Source organism: Cognatiluteimonas telluris (assembly GCF_011320095.1).
In the GTDB taxonomy this organism is placed as follows: domain Bacteria; phylum Pseudomonadota; class Gammaproteobacteria; order Xanthomonadales; family Xanthomonadaceae; genus Cognatiluteimonas; species Cognatiluteimonas telluris.
This window is the reverse complement of the sequence record NZ_JAANOY010000002.1, coordinates 166,775-192,796: the sequence shown is the minus strand read 5'-3', so window position 1 is coordinate 192,796 and position 26,022 is coordinate 166,775. Positions and strand designations below refer to the sequence as shown.

Here is a 26,022-nt window from a genome sequence, read left to right as displayed (position 1 = left end):
ACTGCGTCTGTGTCAGCCACGGCTGCTCTCCGGTGCTGTGGTCTCTATTAGCCGGCGAATGTCTTCCACGCGCCATGCGGTGATCCGCAGGCCTAAAGCTTTGGTTGGGCGCGGATACCGTCCGGAACTAACGCCAGCCCACCACGTGGACTTGGACACCGGGATGATGGCGGGGATGGGCGGCCGAGCTCCGCGGTCACCAATGATTTGAGCGAGACGGAGATATCCGGTTTCGGGGAGCTGTATTGCCATGTCGACTTCCTGGGCCACTATTGGCCTTTGCTGAACATGACAAGGCATTCTCAGGATAATTTCGCGCTTGAATAGTTGGTACATCCTCCGATTTTTCAGCTGGGTCTCAAAAGTCGGTCAATAAGGCCCTGCTCTTAGGAGGCGGATGCCTTCATCGATATCCAGGCCAAGGTCAAACTTTTCTATTCCCGCGAGCACAAACGTCTCATTCAAGACGCGCGCATAAGCAGCGCCTCCTCTCGGATGGTTGGTCTGGCCATCCCGCTCCCTGGTAGACGTCGGCTGCTTCCCGAGGACCTCAACAAATACGAGGGCGACGTCATATGCCAGGAGCTGCCTGGGAATATCCCCTGTCTTATTCGGCATCGTTCTGGCTAGCTTGTGGGCCTCTGCGGCAGCTTCCCGCGCTATCCGAAGCTGCTCACTGAACCGGCCTCGGGGAAATTTGTAAGCCCGACAAAAGAACGGAATTGCTTCCAAGGGCATTTCCTTAACGGCGTTGAGAGCCTTTCCAATGGACTTCTCTAAATCAGCGAGCGCCTTCCGGGTGTGGCTAATAGACCCTGCATGCCGGGTTCCGTTTTCATCAAGGTGTGGCTTATGCGACAGATAGGTTTCGATGGCATCTTGAATACGATCCAGCGCCTCTGACGTCGCCTCATCGCTCGGACTGATTTGCTCGAGCACCTCAAGAAGGAGCGCAGGCGAGGCAATCTTCCGTTTCATCCGCGCTTCTCTTGGCTGGCCTTTGTACCGGCCTGCCCGACAACGACGATCCGGGGCTGCGCCGCAAACTCGCTGGCGAACCCCTCCGACTGCATCAAACTGCAAGCGTCAGACTTCAACGAGTCGAGGTAGTCCGCCCACCCCTGCATCATTTCGCGACGTTCGGCTAAGTGGGCAGTACGGTTGTAAGCCCGTCCGTTGGGGTCACGCACCGCATGCGCAAGCTGGTGTTCGATGAAGTCCGGACGGTAATGCAGCGTTTCGTCCAAGATAGTGCGCGCCATCGCCCGAAAGCCATGTCCGCTCATTTCATTCTTGGCGAATCCCATGCGCCGCAAGGCAGCGAGCACCGCGTTATTGCTCATAGGCCGCCGGGGGCTACGCGCGCTGGGGAAGACGTAGCGGCCGTCGCCAGTGAGCGGCTCAATCTCGCGCAATACTGCGACGGCTTGGGTCGATAGAGGTACAAGATGCGGCTCGCCCATTTTCATCTTAGAACCAGGGATGTTCCATTGCGCTGCATCGAGATCGATCTCGCCCCACTCAGCTTGGCGAAGCTCGCCCGGCCGCACGAAAAGTAAGGGAGCAAGCCGCAAAGCGCACCTGGTCACTAGCGCCCCCGCGTAGGTATCGATCGCGCGTAGAAGCCCGCCGATAGCATTGGGCTCGGTCATGGCGGCATGGTGAGAGGGCTTCACCGGGGGCAGGGCCCCGCGCAGGTCGGCGGCGGGGTTTCGGTCGGCCCGCCCAGTCGCGATTGCATAGCGGAACACCTGGCCGCAGTTCTGCAGCGTGCGGTGCGCTGACTCGACTGCGCCCCGGTCGACCATGCGATTAATCGTCGTCAGCAACTCCCGCGCTGAGACCTCAGCGATGGGTCGCTTGCCGATCCATGGGAATATGTCGTTCTGGAGGCGGAGCAAGATCTTGTCGGAGTGACTCTTGACCCACGTCTTTTCCTGCTTGGCGAACCATTCGCGCGCGACGACTTCGAAGCTGTTGGCCGCGCGGTCTTCGCTGGCCGTGCGCGTTGCCTTACGGTGCTCCCCCGGATCAATGTCGCTGGCGAGCAGTTTGCGTGCTTCGTCGCGCCTAGCCCGCGCGTCAGCTAGGCCGGTGTCCGGGTAGGTGCCGAAGCTAAGGGTGTTCCGCTGCTTGGTCACGGGGCGACGGTAGTCAAACCGCCACCAGCGCGAGCCGTTCGGGTTCAGCAGTAGGTATAGGCCGTCGCCATCCGTGAGCTTGATTGGCTTGGCGACAGGCTTTGCCTTTCGGATCGTCGTATCGGACAGGGGCATGGACGGGCTCCTAACGGTAACACCCGGGGCAGGGTGCCCCTGTACCGTCAAAGCTACCGACCCTTACCGTCGGATTGCAATGGCCATCGTTGGTCGTACTACGCCGCTAAAAGACACAAAAAAGGCCGAAACCCATGATTTATTTCAGGATTCCGGCCTTCGTTGGACTTGCTTGGATCGTGTATTGGTGGAGGTGGGCGGAATCGAACCGCCGTCCGAAGGCACTCCATGCCCGGCACTACATGCTTAGCTCGCCGTTAGGTCTCGTCCCGCGGCAACACGACGTGCGAGGCACACCGTGGGACATACCCGCTTTGTGTTGAGCCAGGGTTGACGGGTCGCCGCCATGGCCGATCCTGTGATAATGACCCTACATCCACGAGCACAGGCACAAGTGGGTTCGGGGCTTACGCCTTAAGCGGCGAGAGCGTAGACGTCGTCGTTGGCGTCTGGAGTTTTGCAGCTGGATTAACGAGGAAAGCTACCCCCTCGGCATGCGCCAGACGATTTCGCAACCCCCGTCGAAGCCAGGTGCACCCCCGGGAATGTCGATGTCGCCGACCGGGGAAGTATAGGGGCGCAGGGGGGACGCGCAAGGCCGATCCGCGAGCGGCCCAGCATCCATTCATCAGGCTGGCCAGCGGCTATGCTTTGCCGATGTCCCCTCCGACGCCGAACGACAATGCCGTGCCGCGCAGCGCAAGCAGCGGTTATGTGCTGTCCGCGCTGGTGCTGGTGGCGTCGCTGCTGGTCGTGTTCGTGTACTGGCGCGGCGCCCGTGAGCGGGAAATGGCCGTCGTTCATGACGACTTCATCGCCCAGGCGGAGGAAACCACGGCCCTGCTTAAGCAACGCCTGGGGCTGTACGAACTGGTGACGCGCGGGGGAATGTCGCTGTTCGCGACTGTCTCCCGTCCTACCCGGGTGCAATGGCAGGACTATGTCGACGGACTGGACCTGGGGGTTCGCTTTCCAGCGCTGGTCGGACTCGGGTATGCGGCCTACGCCTCCTCGGGCCAGATGTCGGACCTGCAACGGTCCATGCGCGAAGCCGGGGAAGGGCTGTTCGAGATCCGCCCCCATGGCATCAGGGAGCACTACGGCCCGATCCTGCTGCTGGAGCCGCGAACGCCGGAAAACGTCGATGCGATGGGATTCGACATGTATTCCGACCCGGTGCGCCATGAAGCGATGGAGCAGTCAATGGACAGCGGACAGGCGCGCCTGTCCGGGCTGGTCCACCTGGTGCAGGATGGGGGGCAGCCGATTCCGGCCATCCTGCTGTTCCAGCCCGTGTACCGTTCCGGCAGTCGCCCATTGAGCCTGGCGGCCAGGCACGAGGCATTGCAGGGTTGGGTTTACGTTCCATTCCGGGTTGCACCTTTCGTCCAGGCCGCCCTGCGGACCATGCCGCGACATCCGGCATTCCGCCTGTTCGATGTCACCGACGGCAAGGACACGCTGGTGTTCGACACCGGCGCGGATCCGTCGGGGGCGGCGTTCCAGGCGTCGACGACGCTGGATCGCTTCGGACGCCAGTGGCGACTGGATTTCGCTTCCGAACCCGAACGCACCATCGAGGGCCGGATCGTCGGCCTGAGACCCACCCTTGCGGTCGGACTGGTGGCTTCGCTGCTGTTGTTCCTGAGCACGCTGGTGCTCGTGCGTACCCAATCGCGCGCCGAAGCGCTCGCCGCGCGGATGAGCGAATCCTACCGGCGCAGCGAAATGCGCTTTCGCAGTGCGATGCAGTATTCAGCGATCGGCAAGGGCCTGCTCGACGCACAGGGGCGCATCGTCGAGGCCAATCCGGCGCTGGCCTTGATCCTGGGGAATACGCGCGATGCGCTGGTCGGCACTGCGTTCGACGCGCACTTCGTCGATGGCATGGACCAGAAGGTGCCGGGGCGTGAACGCGATTCACAGGAAGGCGTCGTCAGGATGACCCGTGCCCTGTTCCGTGGCGACGGGGTGCGCCAGGTCCACCTCACGTTCTCCGCGGTGCCAGGTGAAATCGGCCAGGACATCGTCCGCCTGGTGCAGGTGGAGGACGTGACGGAGCGCGTGCGCGCCGAGGCACAGATCCTGGCACTCAATCGCACCCTCGAGGCGCGCGTGGCGATGCGCACGCGCGAGCTGACCCAGGCCAACCGGGAACTGGAAGTGTTTGCCTACAGCGTCTCGCACGACCTTCGGGCGCCATTGCGTTCGATCGATGGCTTCAGTCGGTTGCTGGCCGAGCGGTACGCCGACAGCATCGACCAGACGGGTCGCGATTACCTGGCCCGGGTGCGCAATGCCGCGGCCCGGATGGGCGAGCTGATCGATTCGTTGCTGAAGATGTCGCGGGTCGGGCGCGGCGGCATGAATCCGTCCCCGCTCGAGCTCGATCGGGTGGCCTGGGAAGTCCTTGGCGAGCTCCGGGCAGCCGAACCCGAGCGGCGGCTGGACGCTGTCGTGCAATCGCCGCTGCCCGCGTTCGGCGACCACGGGCTGGTGCGCAGCCTGATGCAGAACCTGCTTGGCAACGCATGGAAGTTCACCCGCGATTGCGAGGAAGCGCGCATCGAAGTCGGCCGCAATGCGTCCGGGGAGTTCTACGTCCAAGACAATGGCGTCGGCTTCGCGCAGGAATATGCCGACAAGCTGTTCCGGCCCTTCCAGCGCCTGCACAGCCAGGATCAGTTCGGTGGCCACGGCATCGGCCTGGCTTCCGTGAAGCGCATCGTCGAGCGTCATGGCGGCAGCGTGCGTGCGGAAGGGGTGCCCGGGGACGGCGCGACCATCTACTTCACCTTGCCCGAACCGCCTCCGGAATGAAGGGGTCGCGAGCCGGGCTCCGGCATTGGCGATGCTCCCGGTCAGGAGGCTGCTTCATCCCCCGCTTCGTCCGGAGCAGCCATTCGCGGGATTCGGTTGCCCCGTCGACGGACAGGGATCCTAGGCGTTCTTGTTGTGTCTTCTCATCAGGCGCTGCTTGTCGCGGGCCCAGTCGCGCTCCTTGCTGGCCTCGCGCTTGTCGTGGGTCTGCTTGCCCTTGGCCAGCGCCAGTTCCGCCTTGACCTTGTTCGCCTTCCAGTACAGCGCTGTGGGTACCAGCGTGTAGCCTTCGCGTTGCACGCGGCCGATCAGTTCGTCGATCTCGCGCTTGTGCAGCAGAAGCTTGCGGGTGCGGTGCGCATCGGCGATGACGTGCGTGGATGCGGAGATCAGCGGCGTCATCTGCGCCCCGACGAGGAATAGCTCCCCGGAGAGGATGACCGCATACGCTTCGGTGATGTTCGCGCGCCCCGCGCGGATCGACTTCAGCTCCCAGCCCTGCAATGCCAGTCCGGCCTCGAAGCGCTGCTCCAGGTGGTAATCGTGGCGAGCGCGCTTGTTCAGCGCGATGGTGGCGCTGGCGTTTGCCTTATCCTTGCCTGATGCCTTCTTGTTCATCGTGGGCATTGTCCCTGAAAACCACTGCGAACAGGCCAGCAAGCGAGCCATCGATGCCGAAAATCCAACGCAGCGCCCTGGTGGGACACTCCGCCGCGCGGATGTTCGCGCTGGTGAACGACATCCCCGCCTATCCGCGCCGCTTCGACTGGTGCGAGCAGGCGCGGGTCCTCGAATCCAGCGCGACGCGCATGGTGGCCAGGCTCGACTTGGGGCTGGGGGCGCTGCGGACGTGGTTCACCACCGAAAACACGCTGTCGCCGCCGCACCACATCGACATGCAGCTTCGCGACGGACCATTTCGCAAGCTTTCCGGGCGCTGGGAATTCCACGCGCTGGATGAATCGGCCTGCAAGGTCACCCTGACGCTCGACTTCGAGCCGCGCAGCCGCCTGCTGCTTCCGGCGCTGACGCTGGGCTTCCAATCGCTGGCCGACCGCATGGTGCGCGACTTCGTCCGGGTCGCCGACGGCGGTGGCGGGGGCGCCGGCTGATGCGGGTGGAAGTCGTGCGCGCCTGGCCGCGACGCCTGGAATCGTTGGCGCTGGAACTGCCCGCAACGGCCACTGTGGCCGATGCGGTCGCCGCCTGTGGCTGGTCGATGGATGGCATCGCCGCGATCGCCATTTTCGGACGGCCGGTCGCGGGCGCAGCCCGCTTGCACGAGGGCGACCGCATCGAGCTGCTGCGGCCGTTGCTGGCCGATCCCAAGGACGCGCGCCGCCGCCGCGCGTCGCGCCTGCGGTAAAGCAGAAGCCCCGCGGGAGCGGGGCTTCGGGTCACGCGTCGCGCGCAGGCGGGGCTTAGTGCCGCTTCTTACCCTTCTCCTTGGGCAGGTTGCCGAACTTGCGCATGCGCTTGACGAGCGCCTCGTCCTGTTCCGGGAAATAGTCGCCCTCCCATTTCGCCAGCGCATCGCCTTCGAACCATAGCGTCAGGTCCTTCACCGCGGTGCGCCCGAGGCGGTTGGAACGTTCGCTGGCGACGTAGTCCCAGCGATCATGATGGAACGGATCCGCCACCGACGGGGTGCCGAGCAGCGCCTGGACCTGTTGCCTGCTCATGCCGACCTGGAGCTGGTCCGCAGCGGCCTTGTCGATGAGGTTGCCCTGGTAGATCGGTTGCTTGTAGAGGATGCCGCAACCGGACGTGGCGGCGGCCAGGACAACGAGGAGCAGGAGCTTGCGCATTCGGAGTGGTGCCTTCGAGCCGGGCGGGGGAAACCGGGCCGATGATACACTGAAGGTTCGTCCACCCGACGCCGCGCGGGTCCAGCGCCGGCATGCACCGGAGCCCCGATGGAATCCCAAGACCTCCGCAAGGCCGGGTTGAAGGTCACCCACCCGCGAATGCGGATCCTCGAACTGCTCGAGCGGATCAAGCCGCGACACATGACCGCCGAGGACATCTATCGGCAACTGCTCGAACAGGGCAATGAGATCGGCCTGGCGACCGTCTACCGGGTGTTGACCCAGTTCGAAGCCGCGGGCCTTGTCCTGAAGCACAATTTCGAGGGTGGCCACGCCGTCTATGAACTCGACCGTGGCGAGCACCACGACCACATGGTCGATACCGAAACCGGCAAGGTCATCGAATTCCAGAGTGACGAGATCGAGCGCCTGCAGGCGCGGATCGCCGCCGAGCACGGCTATCAGATCGAGGACCACGCCCTGGTGTTGTACGTGCGCCGCAAACGCTGAACGGACCGGACAGGCGCGGCTTCTGGCGCACGGGCTATCCGCGCCCCGGGCGACACCACGGCATCGGCAGCCTCGCGCCGGGCACCCCGTTCGAAGCGGTGGTCACGTCACGTCCTGCAGCAGCTTGCGCGCCGCGGCGCGGGCTTGCTTGCTGACTTCGACGCCGCCGAGCATGCGCGCGAGTTCTTCCTCGCGTTGTTTCGCATCCAGCACCTGCACCGCGCTCTGGGTCATGCCCGAACGCTCGGCCTTGCTCACGCGGTAGTGGGCATGGCCCTGGGCCGCGACCTGCGGCAGGTGGGTGACGCACAACGCCTGGCGCGCCGCGCCCAGCGCACGCAGCTTGCGACCGACGATGTCGGCGACCGCGCCGCCGATGCCGGAATCGACCTCGTCGAACACCATCGTCGGCACCGCATCCAGCCCCAGCGCCGCGACTTCGATCGCCAGCGAAATGCGCGACAGTTCACCGCCGGAAGCGACTTTCCGCAGCGGCCTCGGCGGCTGCCCGGCATTGGCCGCCACCAGGAATTCCACCCGCTCGCCGCCGGCCGGATCCGGTCGCCCCGCGTCGATGGGCTCCAGGGCCACCTCGAAGCGCCCCCCACCCATGCCCAGCTCGGCGATCAGGCCGGTGGTCGCCCGCGACAGCGCGCCGCCGGCACTGCGCCGGCGTGCGCCCAGCGCATCGGCTGCCGTGCGCCAGAGCAGGGCGGCGGCGGTGATTTCGCCGTCCAGCGCGCGCACGCGGTCGCCGGCGCCGCGCAGGGCTTCGAGTTCGGCCATCAGCGCATCGCGCTGCGCAGCCAGGGTTTCCGGCAGCGTGCGGTGCTTGCGCGCCAAGTCGTGCAGCCGCGCCAGGCGGCGGTCGAGGTCGTCGAAGGCGGCCGGGTCCAGGTCGAGGTCCGCGCGCACCTGCTCGAGCAGGGCGAGCGCCTCGTCCAGCTGGATCGCGGCCGAGTCGAGCATGGCATCGACATCGCCCAGCCGCGGCTCGTGGTCGCGTTGTCGCGACAGGTCGGCCCGCAGTTGCTGCAACTGCCGCGACAACGCCGGGCCCTCGTCGCCGCCCAGGCGCGCAAGCGCGCTTTCGCAACTGGCGATCAGCGCCGCGGCGTGGGCGTGCCGGCGGTGGGCGGCGACCAGTTCGGCGATGGATTCAGGCTCCAGCGACTCGCGCTGGAGTTCGCCCAGCTGGTGTTCGAGCCAGGCGATGCGTTCGGAGACGTCGCCCTGGCGCGACAGCAGTTCGCGTTCGCGCAGCAGCGTCGACCACCCCAGCGCCGCAGCACGGACGGCCGACACCTCCGCCTCGTGGCCGCCGAAGGCATCCAGCAAGGCCAGCTGGCTCGCCCTGGACAGCAATGCCTGGTGCTCGTGCTGGCCGTGGATCTCCACCAGCCGCTCGGCCAGTTCTCCCAGCTGCGCGACGGTGGCCGGCCGCCCGTTGATCCAGGCGCGCGAGCCGCCATCGGCGCGCAGCGTGCGCCGCAGCAGGCAGTCGGCGCCATCGTCGAATTCGGCATCGCGCAACCACGCCCGCGCGCCCGGTGCATCGGCCAGGTCGAACATCGCCACCAGTTCGGCGCGCTCGGCGCCATGACGCACCATCGCGCTGTCCGCGCGCAGGCCGGAGAGGAAACCCAGCGCATCGACCAGCAGCGACTTGCCCGCGCCGGTTTCACCGGAAATGACGGTCAGGCCCGGACCGAACTGCAGTTCGGCGGCAGCGACGACGGCGAAATCCTTGATCGCGAGGTGGGTGAGCATCGCGCAATTGTGCGGGCAGGCCGGGCAGCGGCCAAGCGGCGGATGCCTGGCCTTCTGTCGGCCGAATCCGATGGCGCCGGCCACTCCGCTCTCCGGACGTTCCACGCGGCTCGGACTGCCACGATGTGCAAATGCCAGCTTGCGCGAACCGGGAACCGGGCTTATATCGAAGCCATGCCACGCAAGCGCGACGACAACCGGCTCGACCCCCGTGCACGCCACCTGCTGCGCTCGTTGATCGGGCGCTACATCCGCGACGGCGAGCCGGTCGGATCGCAGACGCTCGCCCGTCACGCCGGCCTGGACGTGAGCCCGGCCACCATTCGCAACATCCTGGCGGACCTGGAAGACGCGGGCCTGCTCGCCTCCCCGCATACCTCCGCGGGGCGCGTGCCGACGCCACAGGGTTACCGGGTGTTCGTCGATTCGCTGCTGCAGTTGCGGCCGCTGCCCGACAGCGAGCTGGCGCGCTTGCGGCATGAACTCCCGGTGGGCTCGGGTACCCGGGCGCTGCTGGGCAATGCATCGGAGCTGCTGTCGGCGATGAGCCATTTCGTCGGCGTGGTCAGCGTGCCGCGGCGCGAGCAGTTCGCCTTCCGCCACATCGACTTCGTCCCGCTCGACGCCCAGCGCGTGCTCGCGATCCTGGTCTTCGCCGACAACGACGTGCAGAACCGGATCATCCAGACCCGCCGTCCGTACGACGGCGGCGAACTCGAGCGCGTCGCCAACTACCTCAACCACCACTTCGCCGGCCGGCCGCTGGCCGACATCCGCACCACCCTGCTGCGTGAGCTGCGCGCGGCGCGCAGCGAGATGGAGACACGGCTGGCCAGCACGGTCGAGCTGGCCGAGCAGGCGCTCGCCGGCGATGGCCAGAGCGCGCACAGCGATGGCGTGCTGCTCGCCGGCCAGACCCGGCTGATGAGCGTGCAGGACCTGTCGGACCTGGACCGGCTGCGCGAGCTGTTCGAAACCTTCGCCCGCAAGCGCGAGATCCTGCAGCTGCTCGAGCGCACCCTGCGCGCGCCGGGCGTGCGCATCTTCATCGGTGAGGAAACCGGCCTGGCGCCGCTGGAAGGCATGTCGCTGGTGACCGCTCCCTACCGCAGCGGGGGCACCGCCGATGGCCAGGTCCTGGGCGTGCTGGGCGTGATCGGCCCCACGCGGATGGCCTACGAACGGGTGATCCCGGTGGTGCAGGCGGCGGCCGAGGTGCTGGGCGCGGCCATCGACGCGCCGTGAAGGTCGGAATGCCGAATCGCGGATGAATCCGCCGTCCCCGCCTTGAAAGGGCATCGGCAGGCCGCATTACCGGGGTTCAGGGGCGGCACGGGCGCCGCCGAAATGGATTCCGACGCATGACCACCGAACCAATGGACGCCGAAGTGGCGCAATCCGGCGCCGATGAGGCGCCGATCGACGAGCTCGAGGCCCTCAAGGCCGAAGTCGAGCAGCTGCGGGCGCAGTCGCTGCGTGAACACGCGGACCTGGAAAACCAGCGCAAGCGCCTGGCGCGCGATGTCGAGATGGCGCGCAAGTTCGCCAACGAACGGCTCCTGAGCGAGCTGCTGCCGCTGTTCGACAGCATCGAGGCCGGGTTGCTGGTCGCCCCGCAGGCCGACCCGCTGCGCGAGGGCATGGAACTCACGCTGCGCCAGTTGCACCGGATCGCCGAGAACAACGGCCTGCACGAAGTCGCTCCGGCGCCGGGCGACACCTTCGACCCCGACCGCCACCAGGCCATGAGCATGGTCGACGCCGAGGGCGTGCCGCCGGGCGCGGTCGCGCAGTTGTTCCAGAAGGGTTACGTGCTCAACGACCGGCTGCTGCGCCCCGCGCTGGTCGTGGTCGCCAGGCACGACTGACGGCAGGCGCCTTCCGTGAGGGAGGCGCGAAGACCGCTCAAGCCAGGGCGCGGTTCCCAACCCCTTGAAGGGCGGAACCCGGACCCCAGATAGCAGCCATCGGGCCAGCGGCGCATCCGCGGCCCCAATTTCAAGCATCAGCAAGGGAGCAGGCACATGGGCAAGATCATCGGCATCGACCTCGGCACGACCAATTCGTGCGTGGCGATCATGGAAGGCGGCAAGGCGCGAGTCATCGAGAATTCCGAGGGCGATCGCACCACGCCTTCGATCGTCGCCTGGACGAAGGACGGCGAAGTCCTGGTCGGCGCCTCGGCCAAGCGCCAGGCGGTCACCAATCCGAAGAACACGTTCTACGCGGTCAAGCGCCTGATCGGCCGCAAGTTCACCGACGCCGAAGTCCAGAAGGACCTTGGCCTGGTTCCGTATGCGATCACGCAGCACGAGAACGGCGACGCCTGGGTCGCGACCAGCGACGGCCGCAAGCTCGCGCCGCAGGAAGTCTCGGCCAAGGTGCTGGAGAAGATGAAGAAGACCGCCGAGGCCTATCTCGGCGAGACCGTGACCGAAGCGGTGATCACGGTGCCGGCGTACTTCAACGATTCCCAGCGCCAGGCGACCAAGGACGCCGGCCGCATTGCCGGCCTGGACGTCAAGCGCATCATCAACGAGCCCACCGCCGCGGCGCTGGCCTACGGCATGGACAAGAAGGGCGGCGACCGCAAGATCGCGGTGTACGACCTGGGCGGCGGGACGTTCGACGTGTCGATCATCGAGATCGCCTCGGTCGACGGCGAGATGCAGGTCGAGGTGCTCGCCACCAACGGCGATACCTTCCTCGGCGGCGAGGACTTCGACAAGCGCGTCATCGACTTCCTGGTCGACGAGTTCCAGAAGGAGCAGGGCATCGACCTGCGCAAGGACCATCTCGCGCTGCAGCGCCTGAAGGATGCGGCCGAGCGCGCGAAGATCGAGCTGTCGTCCTCGCAGCAGACCGAGGTCAACCTGCCGTACGTGACGGCCGATGCCTCGGGTCCGAAGCACCTGAACATCAAGCTCACCCGCTCCAAGCTGGAGTCGCTGGTCGAGGACCTGATCAAGAAGACGATCGAGCCCTGCCGCGTGGCGATGAAGGATGCGGGCGTGAGCCCGTCCGACATCGGCGAAGTGATCCTCGTCGGTGGCCAGACGCGCATGCCGAAGGTGCAGCAGGCGGTCGCGGATTTCTTCGGCAAGGAGCCGCGCAAGGACGTCAACCCCGATGAAGCCGTGGCCGTCGGCGCCGCGATCCAGGGCGGCGTGCTGCAGGGTGACGTCAAGGACGTGCTGCTGCTCGACGTGACCCCGCTGTCGCTGGGCATCGAGACCCTGGGCGGCGTCTTCACCAAGATCATCGAGAAGAACACCACGGTGCCGACCAAGGCCTCGCAGACCTTCTCCACCGCCGAGGACAACCAGACCGCCGTCACCGTGCACGTGCTGCAGGGCGAGCGCGAGCAGGCGCGCTACAACAAGTCGCTGGCGAAGTTCGACCTGACCGGGATCGAGCCGGCGATGCGCGGCATGCCGCAGGTCGAGGTGTCGTTCGACATCGACGCCAACGGCATCGTCCACGTCACCGCCAAGGACAAGAAGACCGGCAAGGAGCAGAAGGTCGAGATCAAGGCCGGCTCGGGCCTGTCGGACGACGAGATCCAGCGCATGGTGCAGGACGCCGAAGCGCACCGCGAGGAGGACAAGAAATTCCACGAGCTGGTGCAGGCGCGCAACCAGGCCGATGCGCTGATCCACGCCACCCGCAGCGCGATCAAGGACAACGGCGACAAGATCGGCGGCGACATCATCGGCCGCGCGGAAGGCGCGATCGCGGAACTCGAAACCGCGATGAAGGGCGACGACAAGGGCCAGATCGAAGCCAAGTCGAAGGCGCTGGAAGAGGCCGGCCAGGCGCTGTTCGCGGCGGCATCGGCGGGCCAGCAGGCCGGCGGCGAATCGGCCGGTGCGCAGCCCGGTGGCGCGCCACGCAATGACGACGTCGTGGACGCGGAGTTCACTGAAGTGCACGATAACGACAGCAAGCAGGCCTGATCGACGGACAGGCAAGCCAGCGGGCGTCCGGTCACGGGCGCCCGTTTGTCGTAGGGGACCGGTGGAATGGGAAAGACGCGGCTCGAGGCATTCAGCGACGGCGTCATCGCGATCATCATCACGATCATGGTGCTGGAGCTGCGTGCGCCGGTCGGCACCACCCTGGCGTCGCTGCAGCCGCTGCTGCCGGTGTTCCTGAGCTACGTGCTCAGCTTCGTCTACGTCGGCATCTACTGGAACAACCACCACCACTTCCTGCATGCCGCGCAGCACGTCGATGGCCGGGTACTGTGGGCGAACCTGTTCCTGCTGTTCTGCCTGTCGCTGTTTCCCTTCGCGACGGCGTGGATGGGCGAGAATCACTTCGCGCCGGTGCCGGTGGCGGTGTACGGCGCGGTCCAGTTGCTGGCGGCGCTGGCGTGGCATCCGTTCCAGGCCGCGATCATCCGCGCCAACGGCGGCAGCGAATCCGAACTTGCAAAAGCCGTCCAGGGCCACGATTTCAAGGGCCTGGCATCGCCGGTGGTGTACGCCATGGCAATTGGACTGGCCTTCATCCATCCCGCCATCTCGGGCCTGCTCTACGTCGCGGTGGCGGCGATGTGGCTGGTCCCGGATCGCCGCATCGAAGCGCGCCTCACGCAGGCGCGCAGCAAACCAGCACGGATCAACCGACAGGCATGAGCAAGCGCGATTACTACGAAACCCTTGGTGTCTCCCGCGATGTGTCCGACGAGGACCTGAAGAAGGCCTATCGCCGCTGCGCGATGAAGCACCACCCGGATCGCAATCCCGGCGACACGGTCGCGCTGGAAGCGTTCAAGGAGTGCAAGGAAGCCTATGAAGTCCTGTCCGACCCGTCCAAGCGGCGCCGGTACGACGCGCAGGGACACGCCGCGTTCGAGCACGGCATGGGCGGTGGTGGCGGCCCGGGCGCCGGCTACGCCGACATGGGCGACATCTTCGGCGACATCTTCGGCAATATCTTCGGCGGTGGCGCGGCGCCCGGACGTGGCGCGCGACGCGGGGCCGACATCGGTTACGTGATGGAACTCGACCTCGAGGACGCCGTCGGTGGTACCGAGAAGCAGATCGAGATCCCGACCCTGGTGCCATGCGCGCCCTGTGCATCCACCGGATCGGAAGACGGCAGGATCGATACCTGCGCGACCTGCCATGGCCGAGGCCAGGTGCGCATGCAGCGTGGCATCTTCGCCATGACCCAGCCTTGCCCGCACTGCGGCGGCCGCGGCCAGACGATCGCGCACCCGTGCAAGGTCTGCCATGGGGCAGGGCGGGTGGAGGAGGAAAAGAAGCTGTCGGTGAAGATTCCGGCCGGTGTCGACAATGGCGATCGCATCCGGCTTGCCGGAGAAGGCGAAGCCGGACCCGCCGGCACGCCGCCGGGCGACCTTTACGTCGAGGTGCGCGTGCGGCCGCACGCGATCTTCCAGCGCGACGGCGACGACCTGCATTGCGACGTGCCCATCCGCATTGCGCAGGCGGCGCTGGGCGACAGCGTGCGCGTGCCGACGCTCGCTGGCGAAACCGAAATCCGCATCCCCGCCGAGACCCAGACCGGCAAGGTGTTCCGCCTGCGCGACAAGGGCGTCAAGTCGGTGCGCAGCCGCAAACCCGGCGACCTGTACTGCAAGGTGGTGGTGGAAACCCCGGTCAACCTGACCCCGGAACAGCGCACGCTGCTGGAGCAGTTCGAGGCGACGTTCACGGGCGAAAACGCACGCCGGCATTCGCCCAGGTCATCGACCTTCCTCGACGGCGTCAAGGGATTCTGGGGGCGCATGGTGTCCTGACGCCGGTGGAGCGAAGGCCTACGCGTGCCTCGCCCGCTTCGCTGCATCAGAAGGTCATTGCAGCACCAGTTCGATCGTCGCCACCAGCGGATCGGCGCCCGGGGTGGGGCGCCCGCCAGGGACCAGCGTCACCAGCAGGCTGTCGCTCGAGCGGCGGCCCGCATTGGCGAGGCGTCGCAGCTGCGGCGTGACATCGAAACTGTAGAAATTCTCGCCCAGTGCTTCGTCCATCGTGCCACCGCCGTGGTCGTGGAATTCGGCATCGAAGAAATTGATGTCGCCGACATAGGTGTCTTGGCCCAGCGCGCCGGAGCCATCGCCGGGCCGCAGGTAGACGTAGTACAGCACTCCGGTTGCCCCCACGCGTGCAGGTCCTTGAGCACCAGGTAGGCGTGGCGCTGCGGATGCGCCGGATCCAGGCCGAGGACGGCGGCGCGCGGCGCGCCGGCCAGGCGCGCCAGTTGCACGCTGACCGGGCCTGCGCCGAGGGTCGCACCGGCGGCCGCCCGCGCGAGCGTCTGCCTGCGGTCCGCAGCCGTGGTCGACAGGCCCGACGCCAGCGCCGGAGCCGAAGTGGCCGTGAGGTAACTGGATGACGTCGGCGGTATGTAGCTGTCGTACGCGTAACCCAGGCTGGAGGCGCTGAACGCGCTGTTGAGCTTGCGCGTGGCACCCGACCCATTGGTGTCGGCGAACACGAACGCCTTGGTCGCCCACGTGGCAGTCGTTGGATTCTGGCCGCCGTTGCGGTTCCAGCTGGTCCACATGCGGTCGATGTTGCTGTGGTGCACCCAGAACAGCGGGTCGCGCGCCGCGTAGGGGACCGAACCCATGCCTTTGCTGGTCCCGACCAGGACATGGATGCGGCCATGGATGCCAGAGTCGATGGCCCGGCAGAACCCCTGCACGCTGCCGATGGTGCTGTAGTTGGCTTTCGCCATCGCCGCGCTGATATCCATCGGATCGCCCGGCTGGTACTTCTGGATCGGCAGCCCGTTGTTGGCAAGCGACGTGCGCTCCGGCCGGTAGAGGCTGTGGAACACCGGATCCGTCGGCATGAGGAACTGCGGCGGCAGGACCCCGCGCTTGGCCGGATCGCTCGACGTGTAGTCCCAATAGGGCAGCGTGAAATCCGCACGGCCGCTGACCTGCCGGACAATGCGCTCGAAGTACCACACGAACAGGCGATGCCATGGCAGGAAGTTGTTCGCGTTCTGTCCGGAGTGCGACTGGCATGTATCCCAGGTCTGACCGGCGAGCGTGCGCGCGGCCGACGGGGCGCTGCCGAAGATGCGGGTGATCTCGGCCGACTTGGATGTCGTACCGTCGACGAAGTGCTCGTACCACTGCCACAACCAGCCCATCGGATTGTTGTCGCCGAGCGCTTGCATGCGCGTGACCGCATCGGCATAGATCGCCAGCATCTCGCGCCCTGCCGCGCTGGCTGCGTCGTAGCGCACGAGCGGCGTACTGGCGCTCGCGACCATGGGCAGGCCGCAGGCGAGCGGCGCTGCGACAAGTGCCTTGATGAGGTTGCGTCGATCGATCGACGCTGGACCGTTCCGGTTGTCGGGATGGAGTTTCATTGATGAGCGCCTCGTGGATCAACGATGTGAAGGCGACTGGCCGGGCGCACGCCCCGATGCCGGGACCGAGTCTGCCGACACGCCGGGTCATCGAATTGATGCAGGTCAAGCAACTGGCATTCCAGCGCGTGCGAACCAGCGCCGCGCCACCGACGGTTGCAACGGCGATCCACAGGCGCGCCGATGACGGCATCGCAACGGCTGCTGCGTGTCCTGCTCGCATCGTGGGCATGCGGCCATGCTGGACGCCATCCCGTGACGCCCGCGCACGAAAAAAGAGGGCCGCACTCTGGCGGCCCTCATGGATGCGGCGGAACGAGGCTTGCAGTGCTACTGGCGCACCAACTCGATCGTCGCCACCAGCGGCTTGGCGCTGGCGTTGGCCTTGCCCCCCGGGACGAAGCTCAGTTGCAGGGCGCCAGCCGCGCTTGGATCCCCGCTGCGCGCGATCGCCTGCAGCACCCTGGTCACGTCGAAGCTGAAGAAGTTCTCCCCCAGCGCGGTATCCATCTTCATGTTGCCATGGTCGTGGAACTCGGCGTCGAAGAAATTGATCGCGCCGACGTAGACGGCCGGGCTGAGCCCCATCTTGCCGCTGGGCGGCGTCAGGTACAGGTGGTACAGCACTTCCGGCTGCGACCAGGTGTGCAGGTCCTTGACCACCAGGTAAGTATGCCGCCCGTCGCTGGGATCCAGGCCGAGTACACGGGTGGACCGGGTGCCCGCAACCGGCAGCAGGCGCGCCTTGACGGTTGTCGTGCCGAGGTGGGCCGCGCCGCCCGACTTGGCCACCAGGGTCGACCGCGCGCTGCTGCCAGCAGCGGCTGCGGCCATCATGGTCATCGTGGACGTGGACGTGGTCTCAGGTGCCGCGGGCTTGGGGATCTTGACGTCGTAGTCGTAGCCCATGCCCAGAATGCTGAAGCCCGTGGACAGCTTGCGCGACGCGCGCGCGCCATTGACGTCGGCGAAGACGAAGCTGCGCTGGGTCCAGGTTTCGGTGGTCGATGGGTTCCTGCCGCCGTTCTTGTTCCAGCTCGCCCACATGCGATCGATATTGGCGTGGTGGACGAAGAACAACGGGTCCTGGCCGGCGTACGGGACCGCGCCCATGTCCTTGCTGGTGCCGGTCAGGACGTGGATGCGTCCGTGGATGCCACTGTCGACCGCGCGGCAGAAGCCCTGCACGCTGCCGACCGTGCTGTAGCTGGTCTTGAGCATCGGGTCGGTGATGTCCATCGGGTCGCCAGGCTGGCTGGTCTGGATCGGCTGGCCGCTGTTGGCCAGCGAACCGCGCGTGTCGACGTACAAGCTGGAATACAACGGATCGTCAGGCATGCGGAACTGGATCGGCAAGACGCCGCGCTGCGCGGGATCGGACGAGGTGTAGTTCCAGTACGGCAGGGTGAATTCCGGATGGCCGCAGATCTCGCGCACGATCCGCTCGAAGTAGTAGATGTAGAGGCGGTGCCAGGGCAGGAAGTTGTTGGAGTTCTGCCCCGAGTGGGATTGGCACGTATTCCAGGTTTCATCCGCCAGCGAGCGGCCGGTGGGATTCGTGGTGCCGAAGACACGATCCATCTCGGCTGTCTTGCTCGTGGTGCCGTTGACGAAATGGGTATACCACTGCCACATCCAGCTCATCGGATTGTCCGGCCCCATGGTCTTCATCCGGGCAACGGCGTCGGCATACAGGGCCATCATCTGCGCGCCCTCCGGACTGGCGATGTCGTATCGGATGCGCAGCGTGGCCCCCATCGCCCGACGTGGAATGCTCATCGCCAGCGGCAATGCGGCGAGGCCCTTGACGAAACTGCGGCGGCTGATGGAACTCATGTTGCGTTCTCCCTGTTGACGCCGGCAGCACTGCCGGCGGCGACGGCGACCGTGTGGCTGGCCAGCGTCGTATTGCATTGATCAGGCGAAGCGGCGTAGGCAACGGCGCTGGATCGCGGCACCCTGTCGGCCGGATCGCGAGGGCATCGCCCTGCGGTTCGGGCCACGTGGTGATTTCGTTACGCAGCTATGAAAACGCGTGTGGGGTGAGAGCAAGGTCAATCTTCGCCCGGAAGCGCGCGGCTTCCGCGTCCGGTGGCCGTCGGGCCATTCAGGAGGCTGACTCCGCGTTGGCGGGGAAAATGCGAGGGCATCTGCACGCGCAATGGCCAGGACCGTGCACCGCTTGTGGGCGCGGCACCCGACCGCTAGCCTGACAAGATGAACGACGACAGAACCAATGCACTCCCATGCCGGATCCTGATCCACGGCGCCAACGGACGCATGGGGCAGGCGCTGCTTCGATTGGCGGCCGCGCGCACGGATATGGATGTGGTCGCTGCGGTTTCCCGGACGGTGGGGCAGCGGGTCTTCGAGGGCGTGCCGCGTTACGGGGGCGATGAACTCGGCACCGTACCCGCCTTCGATGTCGCGATCGATTTCAGCCTTCCCCAGGCCTTCGATGGGGTGCTGGCCGTTTGCCTCGAGCGCAATGCATCACTGGTTTCGGGGACAACGGGCCTCGACGACGCGCAACGCGGCGCGCTGGAAGTGGCGGCCCGGCGGATCCCGATCCTGTGGGCATCCAACTTCAGCCTGGGTGTCGCCGTGCTGCGCGACCTGGTTGCCCGAGCCGCGCATGCGCTACCGGACTGGGACTGCGACATCGTCGAGTCCCACCATGCCGGTAAGCGCGACGCGCCCTCAGGCACCGCATTGACCCTCGGGGACGCCGTCCAGGCTCAGGGAGGCCGCCCGCGGTATGCCTCGCTTCGCGCCGGCGACATCGTCGGCGAGCACCTGGTGCAGTTCACCGGGCACGGGGAACGCCTTGAACTGGTCCACCGCGCCAGCACCCGCGACGTGTTCGCCAGCGGCGCATTGCATGCGGCCGTGCGGCTCGCGGGACGCGCGCCGGGCCGCTATTCGCTTGCCGACGTGATCGGTTGACCCCTGTCGCCGGGGTGGGCCGATCCGGTGCCGGCGTCGCCGCGCTGGCGTCGGCGTCCATGCGCCGGTAGAATTCCCGCTCGCCCTGATTCCCCGATCTGGCACCTTCCGCCAGCACGGACCGGTCCACACCGCGTCCGTGCCTTGCTGCAGCCTGCGCAATGCGCGGCACAGCCGAAGGATCACCGCAGCCCGAGGCGATGCCCGTGACCCAACCCGCCATCCTTGCGCTCGAAGACGGCACCCTCTTCGAGGGCGAATCCGTGGGCGCACCAGGACTGGCGGTCGGTGAAGTCGTGTTCAACACGGCGATGACCGGCTACCAGGAAATCCTCACCGATCCTTCCTATGCCCGTCAGATCGTCACCCTGACGTACCCGCACATCGGCAACACCGGCTGCACCGCGGCGGACGACGAATCCACCCGTGCCTGGGCCGCTGGGCTGATCGTCCGCGACGTGCCGCGGCGGCCATCGAGCTGGCGCAACGAGGTCGCACTGCCGCAATGGCTCGCGCAGCGCGGCGTGGTGGCGATCTCCGGCATCGACACCCGCAAGCTCACGCGACTGCTGCGCGATCGCGGCGCCCAGAACGGCGCGTTGATGGCCGGCGATTCCATCGATGTCGATGCCGCGATCGAGGCGGCGCGCAAGTTCCCGGGGCTCAAAGGCATGGACCTGGCGAAGGATGTCTGTGCCAGGGAGTCCTATCCATGGCAAGCGGGCACGCTGGACCTGGACCGCAATGTTTTCAATCGCACCGACGGTCGTTATCGCGTGGTGGCCTACGATTTCGGCACCAAGCTCAACATCCTGCGCATGCTGGCCGACCGCGGCTGCGACATCACCGTCGTCCCGGCGCGAACGCCTGCGTCGGAGGTGCTCGCGCTCAAGCCCGATGGCGTGCTGTTGTCCAACGGCCCCGGCGACCCGGCACCGTGCGACTACGCCATCGCCGCGACCCGCGAGTTCATCGCGCGGAAGATCCCGCTGTACGGCATCTGCCTGGGCCACCAGTTGCTTGGCCTTGCATTGGGCGCGAGCACGCTGAAGATGAAGTTCGGCCACCATGGCGCCAACCATCCGGTCATCGACCTGGACACGGGCCGGGTCCTGATCACCAGCCAGAACCATGGCTTCGCCGTCGACGAGGCCACGCTGCCCGCGAACGCCCGCGTCACCCATCGCTCGCTGTTCGACGGCAGCAACCAGGGGATCGCGTTGACCGACGCGCCGGCGTTTTCCTTCCAGGGGCATCCCGAAGCGTCGCCGGGCCCGCGCGACGTCGCGTACCTGTTCGATCGTTTCGTGTCACTGATGCACACCCGTTGATTTGCGTTCGACTCCAAAAGGGGGATTTGTGAAGTTCTTGAAATGGATGTTGTTGGGGTTGGTCGCCGTCTCCTCGCTCGCCGCGGCCAAGGAAATCCCCATCGGTGACTTCTTCCGCGAAGCCGCCTTCGAAGGCGTGACGCTGTCCCCGGACGGCAAGCACATCGCGGTGGTCGTCCCGCAGTCGGACCGCAGCGTCCTGGCGGTTTTGCGGATCGCCGACATGAAGCTGATCGGCAAGTGGGACTACGGCGTGAATCGCCACTTCAACGGCGTCGCCTGGGCCAACGACCACCGATTGCTGTTCCACGTCAGCATCAAGCTCGGCAGCCTCGACCAGCGGGTGCAGAAGGGCGACATGTACGCGTCCAACATCGACGGGACCGGACGCATCGACATTCCCAACGGCGCCTACTACAACATCGTCAGCCTGACCCGCGAAGACCCCGACACCATCCTGGTCGAGCGATCGATCGACAACGCCTTCCTTTTCAAGCTCAACGTCAATAACGGACGGACCGTGACCGTGGCGACGGCGCCGATCGATTACGGCGACTTCGTGCTGGACCACAACCACAACGTGCGCTACGCCGTCGGGCAGATGCGCGATGGCTCCTCGGTGGTCTACCGGCGCGACGGCGACAGCTGGACGCTGGTGCACGAGGTCGCCAAGGGCCAGGCGGGCGTCTATAGCCCGGTGGCGATGGCCTCCGACGACAAGCACGTGATCATGCTGCGCGACGAGAATGGCGGCCCCGCGAAGGTCGTGAGCGTCGATCCGGAGAGCGGCGCGGAAACCGCGCTGTCTTCGGATCCGGTGGTCGATCCGTTCGACTACCTGTTTTCCAGCGATGGCAAGACGCTGCTTGCGGTGCAGTACCAGGATGGCTTGCCGCGCTGGGACTTCGTCGACAAGACCAATCCAGAATCGAAGGTCTATGCGGGATTGATCAATGCGTTTCCGAACAAGTCGCTTGCCTTCAACGGCATCTCGGACGACGGACGCTTCGTCTCGTTCAGCACCTACAGCGACCGTGCGCCGCCGGAGTCGTACCTCTACGACACCCAGGCCGGCAAGGCGACCTACCTGCTGTCGTCGCGCGAGTGGATCGATCCGGCGGCGATGTCCGCCATGCAGCCGGTGAACATCAAGACCCGCGACGGGGCCACCATCCACGGCTACCTGACGATCCCGAAAGGAAGCAGCGGCAAGAACCTTCCGCTGATCGTGCACCCGCATGGCGGTCCGCATGGCGTTCGCGACGTCTGGGCCTACGAGCCCCAGGTTCAGCTCTTCGCCAATCGCGGCTACGCGGTCCTGCAGATCAACTACCGCGGCTCCGGTGGCTATGGAGATGCCTACCAGCGTGCCGGATACCGGAAGTGGGGCACCCTCATGCAGGACGACCTGACCGACTCGGTCCGCTACCTGGTCGCCAACGGAATCGTCGACAAGGACCGTGTCTGCATCTACGGCGGATCGTATGGCGGCTATGCCGCGCTGATGAGCGTCGAGCGCGAGCCCGACCTGTACAAATGCACCGTTGGCTACGCGGGCGTTTACGACTTCGAGATCCAGCGCACCTCCAGCGACACCGCGGAGTCCGACTTCGGCAAGAACTACCTCGATGAGGTCCTTCCCGCGACGCTCACCGAACGCCACCAGCAGTCTCCCGCGTTCAACGTCGAGAAGATCAAGGTGCCGGTCATGCTGGCCCACGGCGGCAAGGATGTGCGGGTGCCGATCCAGAACCTCCATGAGCTGGTCGACCGCATGGAAAAGGTTGGCAAGAAGCCGGAGATCGTCATGATCGAGCCGAAGGAACCGCACGGCTTCCAGCTGCCGGAGCACAACATCAGCCTGTACGAGACGATGCTCGGATTCTTCGACAAGTACATCGGTCCCGGCGCGAAGCACTGACCGCCAGCCCAGCAGGAAACACGGACCCAGCCCGACCATGCCCAAGCGCACCGACATCAAGACCGTCCTGATCATCGGCGCAGGGCCGATCGTGATCGGCCAGGCCTGCGAGTTCGATTATTCGGGCGCGCAGGCCTGCAAGGCGCTGCGCGACGAGGGCTATCGCGTGGTGCTCGTCAACAGCAACCCCGCGACGATCATGACCGACCCGGAAATGGCCGACGCGGTCTACATCGAGCCGATCAACTGGAAGACGGTCGAGAAGATCATCGCCAAGGAAAAGCCCGATGCCTTGTTGCCGACGATGGGCGGGCAGACGGCGCTGAACTGCGCGCTGGATCTCGCCGACCACGGCGTGCTGGAACAGTACGGCGTCGAGCTGATCGGTGCCTCGCGCGATGCCATCCGCATGGCCGAGGACCGCGAGCTGTTCCGGGTGGCGATGGGCGAGATCGGGCTGGAGTGCCCGAAGGCGGAAGTCGCGCGCTCGCTGGAGCAGGCGCTCGACATCCAGTCGCGCGTCGGCTATCCGACGATCATCCGCCCCAGCTTCACCCTGGGCGGCACCGGCGGCGGCATCGCCTACAACCGCGAGGAACTGGTCGAGATCGTCAACCGCGGCCTGGAACTGTCGCCGACCAGCGAGGTGCTGGTCGAGGAATCGGTGCTGGGCTGGAAGGAGTTCGAGATGGAGGTGGTTCGCGATACCGCGGACAACTGCATCATCGTCTGCTCGATCGAAAACCTCGATCCGATGGGCGTGCACACCGGCGACTCGATCACCGTCGCACCGGCGCAGACGCTCACCGACAAGGAATACCAGCGCCTGCGCGATGCATCGATCGCGGTGCTGCGCAAGATCGGCGTCGATACCGGCGGCAGCAACGTGCAGTTCGGCATCAACGCCCAGACCGGGCGGGTGGTGGTGATCGAGATGAACCCGCGCGTGTCGCGTTCCTCGGCGCTGGCGTCGAAGGCGACCGGGTTCCCCATCGCCAAGGTCGCCGCCAAGCTCGCGGTCGGCTACACGCTGGACGAGCTCAAGAACGAAATCACCGGCGGCCTGACGCCGGCCTCGTTCGAGCCGAGCATCGATTACGTCGTCACCAAGATCCCGCGCTTCGCCTTCGAGAAGTTCCCGGCGGCCGATGCGCGCCTGACCACGCAGATGAAGTCGGTGGGCGAGGTGATGGCCATCGGGCGCACGTTCCAGGAATCGCTGCAGAAGGCGCTGCGCGGGCTGGAAACCGGCAAGGTCGGGCTCGATCCGACCGGCCTGGACCTGAGCGATGAAACCGGACTGGCCGAGCTGCGCCGCGAGGTCAAGGAAGCCGGTCCCGAGCGCGTGTTCTTCCTCGGCGATGCCTTCCGGGCCGGGATGAGCGTGGAGGACGTGCATGCGCTGTCGTTCGTCGACCCCTGGTTCCTCGACCAGATCGAGGAACTGATCGCGATCGAGCGCGAAGTCGCCACCGGCGGCCTCGACACACTGGACGCGCGCCGCCTGCGCGCGCTCAAGCGCAAGGGCTTCTCCGACGCGCGCCTGGCGCAGTTGACCGGCACCAGCGAGTCGGCGGTGCGCGCGCTGCGCAAGGCCTTCGGCGTGCGTCCGGTGTACAAGCGGGTGGACTCGTGTGCGGCGGAATTCGCCACCACCACCGCCTACATGTATTCGACCTACGAGGACGAATGCGAGGCGAACCCGACCACGCGCGACAAGATCATGGTGCTGGGCGGCGGGCCGAACCGGATCGGGCAGGGCATCGAATTCGACTACTGCTGCGTGCATGCCGCGCTCGCGCTGCGCGAGGACGGCTATGAAACGATCATGGTCAACTGCAATCCGGAAACCGTGTCCACCGACTACGACACCTCCGATCGCCTGTACTTCGAGCCGCTGACGCTCGAGGACGTGCTCGAGATCGTCGAGGTCGAGCAGCCCAAGGGCGTCATCGTCCAGTACGGCGGGCAGACGCCACTGAAACTCGCGAAGGCACTGGAAGCCAACGGCGTGCCGATCATCGGCACCTCGCCCGAGTCCATCGATTTGGCCGAGGACCGCGAACGCTTCCAGCAACTGGTCGAGAAGCTCGGCCTGTTGCAGCCGCCGAACCGCACCGCGCGCAACCCCGACGAGGCGATCGCACTGGCGCGCGAGATCGGCTATCCGCTGGTGGTGCGTCCGAGCTACGTGCTCGGCGGGCGCGCGATGGAAGTGGTGCATTCGGACGCCGACCTGTCGCGCTACATCCGCGACGCGGTCAAGGTGTCCAACGACTCGCCGGTCCTGCTGGACCGCTTCCTCGACAACGCGGTCGAAGTCGACATCGACGTCATCGCCGACAAGAACGGCAATGTCCTGATCGGCGGCGTCATGGAGCACATCGAGGAAGCCGGCGTGCATTCGGGCGATTCGTCGTGTTCGCTGCCGCCGTATTCGCTGTCGCCGAAAACGCAGGCGGCGCTGCGCGAGCAGGTCGTGGCACTGGCCAAGGCGCTGGACGTCATCGGCCTGATGAACACCCAGTTCGCGGTGCAGACCGACGCCAACGGCGACGACCGCATCTTCCTGCTCGAGGTCAATCCCCGCGCCTCGCGCACCGTCCCCTTCGTCTCGAAGGCCACCGGGCGCCCGCTGGCGAAGATCGCCGCGCGCTGCATGGCAGGCAAGACGCTGGCCGAGCAGGGCGCCGACAGGGAAATCATCCCGGATTATTTTTCGGTCAAGGAAGCCATCTTCCCGTTCGCCAAGTTCCAGGGGGTCGACCCCATCCTCGGACCGGAAATGCGTTCGACTGGCGAGGTGATGGGCGTGGGCCGCAGCTTCGGGGCGGCGTTCGCGCGCGCCGAGGAGGCGGCGAGCATCAAGCCGCCGGCGCCGGGGAAGGCCTTCATCTCCGTCCGCGACCCGGACAAGACGCGGGTCATCCCCGTGGCCCACGACCTCGTCAGCCGTGGCTACACGCTGGTCGCCACCCGCGGCACCGCCAACTTCCTGCGCGGGCAGGGTCTGGCCTGCGAGCAGATCAACAAGGTGATCGAAGGCCGCCCGCACATCGTCGACCTGATCAAGAACGGCGACATCACCTACATCGTCAACACCACCGAGGGCCGGCAGGCGATCGCCGACTCGTTTTCGATCCGCCGCGAAGCACTGCAGCAACGGGTGACTTATTCGACGACGATTGCCGGAGCCAAGGCGCTGCTGCATTCGCTGGATTACCGTGACAGCGGCCCCGTGTGGTCGCTGCAGGAACTGCACGAGGAACTGGAGCCATGAGAGC

The 26,022-nt window shown here is 66.2% G+C and carries 20 protein-coding genes and 1 other RNA gene; 13 read left to right on the top strand and 8 right to left on the bottom strand.

Going from position 1 to position 26,022, the window contains the following annotated elements; genetic code table 11:
• Positions 1–369: 369 nt before the first annotated feature.
• The 3 genes from G7B67_RS02620 to ssrA all read right to left on the bottom strand — a co-directional run bounded on the left by G7B67_RS02620 (position 370) and on the right by ssrA (position 2,817).
• Positions 370–978 carry a hypothetical protein gene (locus G7B67_RS02620; protein ID WP_166207363.1) on the bottom strand — a complete coding sequence of 203 codons (609 nt, stop codon included), beginning with the start codon at positions 976–978 and terminating at the stop codon, positions 370–372.
• Positions 975–2,276: a tyrosine-type recombinase/integrase gene (locus tag G7B67_RS02615; protein WP_166207360.1), complete on the bottom strand. Its 1,302-nt coding sequence runs from the start codon at positions 2,274–2,276 to the stop codon at positions 975–977. Before G7B67_RS02615 ends, G7B67_RS02620 begins: the two co-directional genes overlap by 4 nt.
• 185 nt (positions 2,277–2,461) lie before the next feature.
• Positions 2,462–2,817: a transfer-messenger RNA gene (ssrA, locus tag G7B67_RS02610) on the bottom strand.
• A gap of 116 nt (positions 2,818–2,933) precedes the next feature.
• Here ssrA and G7B67_RS02605 point away from each other — a divergent pair.
• Entirely contained in the window at positions 2,934–5,096 is a 2,163-nt protein-coding gene (locus tag G7B67_RS02605) for a CHASE domain-containing protein (RefSeq protein WP_166207357.1), read from the top strand.
• Between the two features lie 120 nt (positions 5,097–5,216).
• Here the strand turns inward: G7B67_RS02605 and smpB are convergent, their stop codons facing one another.
• Entirely contained in the window at positions 5,217–5,714 is a 498-nt protein-coding gene (gene smpB, locus G7B67_RS02600) for an SsrA-binding protein SmpB (protein WP_166207354.1), read from the bottom strand.
• Positions 5,715–5,767: 53 nt separating this feature from the next.
• Between smpB and G7B67_RS02595 the strand changes: the two genes are divergently transcribed.
• Both G7B67_RS02595 and G7B67_RS02590 read left to right on the top strand, forming a co-directional pair.
• Complete coding sequence (locus G7B67_RS02595) at positions 5,768–6,208, top strand: type II toxin-antitoxin system RatA family toxin (protein ID WP_166207351.1); 441 nt, start codon at positions 5,768–5,770, stop codon at positions 6,206–6,208.
• Positions 6,208–6,462, top strand: a complete 255-nt coding sequence (locus G7B67_RS02590; RefSeq protein WP_166207348.1) for an RnfH family protein — start codon at positions 6,208–6,210, stop codon at positions 6,460–6,462. The genes G7B67_RS02595 and G7B67_RS02590 overlap by 1 nt, the downstream gene beginning before the upstream one ends.
• Before the next feature lie 55 nt (positions 6,463–6,517).
• Here the strand turns inward: G7B67_RS02590 and G7B67_RS02585 are convergent, their stop codons facing one another.
• Positions 6,518–6,904 carry an outer membrane protein assembly factor BamE gene (locus G7B67_RS02585; RefSeq protein ID WP_166207345.1) on the bottom strand — a complete coding sequence of 129 codons (387 nt, stop codon included), beginning with the start codon at positions 6,902–6,904 and terminating at the stop codon, positions 6,518–6,520.
• A gap of 108 nt (positions 6,905–7,012) precedes the next feature.
• Here G7B67_RS02585 and fur point away from each other — a divergent pair, with 108 nt between their 5' ends.
• Positions 7,013–7,414: a ferric iron uptake transcriptional regulator gene (gene fur, locus G7B67_RS02580; protein ID WP_166207342.1), complete on the top strand. Its 402-nt coding sequence runs from the start codon at positions 7,013–7,015 to the stop codon at positions 7,412–7,414.
• A gap of 102 nt (positions 7,415–7,516) precedes the next feature.
• Here the strand turns inward: fur and recN are convergent, their stop codons facing one another.
• Positions 7,517–9,184: a DNA repair protein RecN gene (recN, locus tag G7B67_RS02575; protein WP_166207339.1), complete on the bottom strand. Its 1,668-nt coding sequence runs from the start codon at positions 9,182–9,184 to the stop codon at positions 7,517–7,519.
• 174 nt (positions 9,185–9,358) lie between these two features.
• On the opposite strand from recN, the gene hrcA reads away from it, so the two are divergent.
• From hrcA to dnaJ, 5 genes are all read left to right on the top strand, one after another.
• On the top strand, positions 9,359–10,429 hold the full coding sequence (gene hrcA, locus G7B67_RS02570) for a heat-inducible transcriptional repressor HrcA (RefSeq protein ID WP_166207336.1): 1,071 nt from the start codon (positions 9,359–9,361) through the stop codon (positions 10,427–10,429).
• Positions 10,430–10,545: 116 nt separating this feature from the next.
• Entirely contained in the window at positions 10,546–11,052 is a 507-nt protein-coding gene (gene grpE / locus G7B67_RS02565) for a nucleotide exchange factor GrpE (protein WP_166207333.1), read from the top strand.
• Positions 11,053–11,208: 156 nt separating this feature from the next.
• The gene (dnaK, locus tag G7B67_RS02560) at positions 11,209–13,140 is read left to right on the top strand and encodes a molecular chaperone DnaK (RefSeq protein WP_166207331.1); all 1,932 of its coding nucleotides are present in this window, start codon (positions 11,209–11,211) and stop codon (positions 13,138–13,140) included.
• Between the two features lie 66 nt (positions 13,141–13,206).
• Positions 13,207–13,824 (top strand): TMEM175 family protein, encoded by a 618-nt coding sequence (locus G7B67_RS02555; RefSeq protein ID WP_166207328.1) that lies wholly within the window; start codon positions 13,207–13,209, stop codon positions 13,822–13,824.
• Entirely contained in the window at positions 13,821–14,954 is a 1,134-nt protein-coding gene (gene dnaJ, locus G7B67_RS02550; RefSeq protein WP_166207325.1) for a molecular chaperone DnaJ, read from the top strand. The genes G7B67_RS02555 and dnaJ overlap by 4 nt, the downstream gene beginning before the upstream one ends.
• Positions 14,955–15,082: 128 nt before the next feature.
• Here dnaJ and G7B67_RS02545 read toward each other — a convergent pair whose 3' ends face one another.
• The gene (locus tag G7B67_RS02545; protein WP_166207322.1) at positions 15,083–16,540 is read right to left on the bottom strand and encodes a tyrosinase family protein; all 1,458 of its coding nucleotides are present in this window, start codon (positions 16,538–16,540) and stop codon (positions 15,083–15,085) included.
• Between the two features lie 330 nt (positions 16,541–16,870).
• Positions 16,871–18,376 carry a tyrosinase family protein gene (locus G7B67_RS02540; protein WP_166207319.1) on the bottom strand — a complete coding sequence of 502 codons (1,506 nt, stop codon included), beginning with the start codon at positions 18,374–18,376 and terminating at the stop codon, positions 16,871–16,873.
• A gap of 381 nt (positions 18,377–18,757) precedes the next feature.
• Here G7B67_RS02540 and dapB point away from each other — a divergent pair, with 381 nt between their 5' ends.
• From dapB to carB, 4 genes are all read left to right on the top strand, one after another.
• Positions 18,758–19,486 (top strand): 4-hydroxy-tetrahydrodipicolinate reductase, encoded by a 729-nt coding sequence (gene dapB / locus G7B67_RS02535; RefSeq protein WP_166207316.1) that lies wholly within the window; start codon positions 18,758–18,760, stop codon positions 19,484–19,486.
• A 206-nt stretch (positions 19,487–19,692) separates the two neighbouring features.
• Positions 19,693–20,817, top strand: coding sequence for a glutamine-hydrolyzing carbamoyl-phosphate synthase small subunit (gene carA / locus G7B67_RS02530; protein WP_166207313.1), 1,125 nt, complete (start codon positions 19,693–19,695; stop codon positions 20,815–20,817).
• Positions 20,818–20,863: 46 nt separating this feature from the next.
• Complete coding sequence (locus G7B67_RS02525) at positions 20,864–22,738, top strand: S9 family peptidase (RefSeq protein WP_166207310.1); 1,875 nt, start codon at positions 20,864–20,866, stop codon at positions 22,736–22,738.
• Positions 22,739–22,775: 37 nt separating this feature from the next.
• Positions 22,776–26,018 (top strand): carbamoyl-phosphate synthase large subunit, encoded by a 3,243-nt coding sequence (gene carB, locus G7B67_RS02520; protein WP_166207307.1) that lies wholly within the window; start codon positions 22,776–22,778, stop codon positions 26,016–26,018.
• Positions 26,019–26,022: the final 4 nt, after the last annotated feature.